Source organism: Salinispora cortesiana (assembly GCF_000484695.1).
GTDB classification, from domain to species: Bacteria; Actinomycetota; Actinomycetes; order Mycobacteriales; family Micromonosporaceae; genus Micromonospora; species Micromonospora cortesiana.
Genome location: NZ_AXVR01000116.1, coordinates 1 through 4,324 on the forward strand (window position 1 = coordinate 1; position 4,324 = coordinate 4,324).

At 67.3% G+C, this 4,324-nt stretch carries 4 protein-coding genes; all 4 read left to right on the plus strand.

Annotated elements, in window-relative coordinates; translation table 11 throughout:
• The coding region (locus tag K228_RS0123930; protein ID WP_025620646.1) for a CRISPR-associated helicase/endonuclease Cas3 at positions 1–2,437 on the plus strand (2,437 nt) is incomplete at its 5' end.
• Complete coding sequence (locus K228_RS0123935; RefSeq protein WP_025620647.1) at positions 2,437–2,931, plus strand: CRISPR-associated protein Cas4; 495 nt, start codon at positions 2,437–2,439, stop codon at positions 2,929–2,931. The genes K228_RS0123930 and K228_RS0123935, both read left to right, overlap by 1 nt.
• On the plus strand, positions 2,931–3,911 hold the full coding sequence (gene cas1b / locus K228_RS0123940) for a type I-B CRISPR-associated endonuclease Cas1b (RefSeq protein WP_025620648.1): 981 nt from the start codon (positions 2,931–2,933) through the stop codon (positions 3,909–3,911). Before K228_RS0123935 ends, cas1b begins: the two co-directional genes overlap by 1 nt.
• A 3-nt stretch (positions 3,912–3,914) precedes the next feature.
• A complete protein-coding gene (gene cas2 / locus K228_RS0123945) occupies positions 3,915–4,178 on the plus strand; it encodes a CRISPR-associated endonuclease Cas2 (RefSeq protein WP_025620649.1) in 264 nt (87 codons plus the stop codon).
• Positions 4,179–4,324: the final 146 nt, after the last annotated feature.

Here is a 4,324-nt window from a genome sequence, read left to right on the forward strand (position 1 = left end):
GGACCAGGTTCTCGACCGCGTCCTGGCCAAGAGTGCCCGGTCGGGACGCCCAGCTGAGCTGCTCATCGAGCACTTGGATGCCACGCTGGGCGCGGCCGTCGACTTGCGGCGCCGGATCGGGCCGATCGCCGTCACCGAGCCGGTTTTGGGTGAACGGTTCTGGCCGGTGTCCTTGCTTGCCGCGCTGACTCACGACGCCGGTAAGGTCCCTGCCGGGTTTCAGGCCATGGTGACCGGCGGCGGGCTGTGGGGCGAGCGGCACGAAGTGCTGTCCCTGGGCTTCCTGCCACCGTTGGTGCCGGATGGTGGACTGCTGCTGTGGGTGGCGGAGGCGGTTGTCACTCACCACCGCCCGCTGACCAGCCCGACCGGGGCCGGCCTCCGGTCGATCATGACCCTGTACGGCGGCTGCGGCCGCACCGACTTCCGCGAGCGTTTCGGCCCAGTGGACCCGGCAGTGGCTGCGGCACTCGAGCGTTGGCTGATCCACGCCGGGGGACATCTCCTCGCCGCCGACCGTGCCGACGACACGGTGACCGGCCCTGACGTCGTGGCTCGAGCACATCAGGTGCTGACCGACGTACTGGGACGGTGGCGTCGCCGCCGGGCAACCGCCGATGAGGGCTTGACCGCCATCCTGCTGCAGGGCGCCGTCACCCTTGCCGATCATCTGTCGTCGGCACACAGCACTCTGCATGTCACGCAACCCATCGGGCCGGGCTTTTCCAAACGGCTACGCCAGCGTTTCAGTGAGAACGGCCGGCGGCCGTACCCGCACCAAGAGCAGTCCGGCGCGTTGCGGGGGCATCTGTTGCTGCGGGCGCCGACCGGCAGCGGCAAGACTGAGGCCGGCCTGTTCTGGGCCGCCCGGCAGGTCACTGACCTCATCGCCGCCGGTGCAGGAGCACCGAGGGTCTTCCTCGTGCTGCCCTACCTGGCGTCGATCAACGCGATGGCAGACCGCCTCGTCGGTGTACTCGGCGACCGGGAACTCGTCGGCGTGGCGCATTCCCGCGCCGCGTCGTACCACCTCGCCACCGCGATCGACGAAGCCGCCAGCACTGACCCGGACACCCCCGGCCCGGATGGATCGCTGCCGCTGTACGCCGCCCGCAAGGCGGTAGCTCGGCGCGCCGCCACCGAACTCTTCCGCGAAACCGTCCGGGTCGGTACGCCGTACCAGCTGCTGCGCGCGGCGCTGGCTGGGCCGGCGCACGCTGGGATCCTGCTCGATTCGGCCAACTCGGTGTTCGTCCTCGACGAGCTGCACGCGTACGACCCAAAGCGGTTGGGGTTCATCCTGGCCGGCGCGGGAATCTGGGTGCGGCTCGGTGGTCGCGTCGCGGTGATGTCGGCGACCCTGCCGGCTGTGCTGGTGGACCTGGTCCGTGACGCCATCGGAGATCCGGTCGAGTTGGTCACTGCTCCGGCTGGCCTGACCCTGCCCCGCCACCGGCTCCGGTTACGCCCGCACCACCTCACCGATGAGGAGGCCCTGCGGGAAGCCCGAGCTCACCTGACCGCAGGCCGCTCCGTACTCATGGTGGCGAACAACGTCGCCGACGCCCAGACAGTGTTCGACGCCCTGGCCGCCGATGCCATCGCCGCGCATGGCCCGGACGGTGCCATCCTGCTGCACTCCCGGTTCCGGCGAATGGACCGCACCCGCGTCGAGCGGAAAATCATCGACCGGTACGGCGCTCACCGAACCCATTCCGGGCGTCGGTTCCCCGGCCTCGTCGTGGCGACACAGGTGGTGGAGGTCTCCCTCGACGTCGACTTCGACCTGCTGTTCACCTCCGGAGCGCCGCTGGAAGCGTTGCTGCAACGGTTCGGGCGGGTCAACCGGGCCGGTGCCCGGGAACCCGCCGACGTCGTCGTGCACGAGCCGTCCTTCGGCCCCCGCCGCGGCGAGGGCCGGCAGGTCGACTACGCCGACGGTGTCTACGACAGCGAACCCACCCACGCGGCGATGCAAATCCTGCACCAGCACGCCGACCTCGCCGTGGACGAGGAACACGCCACGAAGTGGCTCGACGAGATCTACGCCAGCACCTGGGGACAGAAGTGGCGGCACCAGGTCGACACCGCCCGTGTCGACTTCCAACAGGCTTTCCTCACCTTCAAGCGACCGTACGACGATCGCAGCCACCTCGCCGATGCCTTCGACAGCATGTTCGACGGCACGGAAGCGGTCCTGCTCGAAGACCTGCCCGAATATGAGGCCGCGCTGACCTCAACCACCTGCCGCGCCGAAGGCCGCCTGCTCGCTGCGGACTGGCTTATCCCGCTGCCCGGCTGGGCAGTCGGGCTGAGCCGCCTGGATCGATCCCTCGGCGTCGAAATCATCGATGGCGACTACCGCCCTGACCAGGGCCTCACCGCGATCCGGGGGGCCGTCGGGGCTAACCGGTATCAGCCCGGCGAGGTCATCTGATGCGCGAAGCAGACATCGGTGGCGTGCACATCAAGTACCTCTACCACTGCCAACGGCAGCTTTGGCTCTACGCCCGAGGCATCCGCCCCGAACACCTCAACATCGCCGTGCAGCTGGGCGAAGCCGTGCACGACACCTCCTACCAGCGCAACGCACCGGTCGACCTCGGTGCAGCCCGACTCGATCACATGGGCGGCCAGCACTGGGTTCACGAGGTGAAGTCCTCCACCCGGCCCACCCCAGCCGACGAGGCACAGGCCATCCACTACTGCCACCAGCTGCACGAAGTCGACGTCCCGGCACAAGGGGCGGTCCTGCACTACCCCAAGACCCGGCGCACGAAGAAGATTGTCTATGGCGCCAGCGAGGTCGAACAGGCTCGGGCCGACATCCACAGAGCCCTCGCCGTCGTCTCCGCCGACACCCCGCCGCCCCGACTGACCCGCAGCGCCTGCCGCGGATGTAGCTTCCTCGACTACTGCTGGAGTGACTGATGCCAGCCGCAAGCCGCACCTACTGGCTCACCACCGCCTGCCGCATTCGACGGCAGGACCAGTCCCTCGTGATCGATCGTGAAACCGGCGACAAGGTTCACATTCCCATCACCGACGTGCGCGACATCGTTGCCTGCTCCACCGTTGACATCAACACGGCCGTCGTCTCCCTGTTCAACCGGCATCGCGTCAACCTCCACTTTCTCAGCCACTACGGCGACTACGCCGGCTCCCTGCTCACCAGCGACACCAGCACCTCCGGCGAGACAGTTATCGCCCAGGCCAAGCTCGCCACCGACCCGCACGCCAGCCTCCCCATCGCCCGGGACCTGGTGATCGCCACCGCGTTCAACGTCCGCCGCGTCGTTGACCGTGACCTGCTCGACAAGCCCTACGACACGCTGAAGACATCGGTGCGAGTGGCGGAGTCGAGCAGCCAACTCATGGGCGCCGAAGGCACCTTCCGCCGCTCCGCGTGGCAGGTGCTCGACACTCGCCTGCCCGGATGGCTGCAACTCAGCGGCCGGCACCGCAGACCGCCGCGCAACGCTGGCAACGCCTTCATCTCATACGTCAACGGCATCGTCTACGCCCGAATGCTGACCGCGCTGCGTTTGACCCCACTGCATACCGGCATCGCCTTCCTGCACAGCACCATGGAGCGGCAGCGACACTCACTAGTCCTCGACCTGGCCGAGGTGTTCAAACCTCTGTTCGCCGAACGACTGCTCCTGCGGCTGGCCGGCCGGGACCAGCTCAAACCTCACCACTTCGACTCTGACGTCAACCAAGCCATGCTCAGCGAAAACGGCCGGAAGCTGGTCGTGCAGACCGTACGCGATGAGTTGGCAAAGACGGTCCAGCACCGCAGCCTCGGCCGGAAGGTCGCCTACGACGAACTGCTCTACCTGGAGGCGCTGCGACTGGCCCGCTACTGCCTGGAACGCGAGCCGTACAAGCCGTTCCGGATCTGGTGGTGACCTGTGTACGTGATCGTCGTCTACGACACCGCCGCGAACCGCAACCCCAGAATCCTGCGCACCTGCCGCCAGTACCTGCACCACGTCCAACGCAGCGTGTTCGAAGGCAACCTCAGCGACGCACAACTCCGCCGCTTCCGGAGCGCCGTCGACAAAGCGATCGACGCGTCGTACGACAACGTACTCGTCTACACGTTCCCTCCCGGCACGACTGGTCAGCGGCAGGAGTGGGGGCGGTCTCAACCCAGCCCTTCAGATATCTTGTGATCTTGGCCGGTTCAGCGACATGCCGAGGTAGATTGCACTACCGGAGGTTCGCTGCAAATTGAGCACGGAACTGGCCAGTCAGAGGGCCCATGACCAGGGACTTAACGCTGGGGTCCTCATCGCCCCTACCAGGGATCGCAACTGCA